This is a genomic window from Neisseria sp. P0008.S010 (assembly GCF_051962715.1).
Classification (GTDB): Bacteria; Pseudomonadota; Gammaproteobacteria; order Burkholderiales; family Neisseriaceae; genus Neisseria; species Neisseria elongata.
The window spans coordinates 1-235 of sequence record NZ_JBQCVA010000439.1; the positions used below are offsets into that span (position 1 = coordinate 1).

Below are 235 nucleotides of genomic sequence, written 5' to 3' on the forward strand. Positions count from 1 at the left end.
CTCTCCCATACTCAAGTTCGACAGTCAGAGATGCAGTTCCCTGGTTGAGCCAGGGCATTTCACATCTCTCTTACCGAACCGCCTGCACGCCCTTTACGCCCAGTAATTCCGAACAACGTTTGCTCCCCCCGTATTACCGCGGCTGCTGGCACGGAGTTAGCCGGAGCTTATTCGTCGGGTACCGTCAAACATCCGGTGTATTGGACCGAATGCCATTCTTCCCCAACAAAAGAGC

Annotated in this window: 1 rRNA gene; it reads right to left on the reverse strand. The window is 54.5% G+C overall.

The features are described from left to right. Positions 1 to 235 (reverse strand): 16S ribosomal RNA (locus ACTHSL_RS14250); the annotation flags it as partial.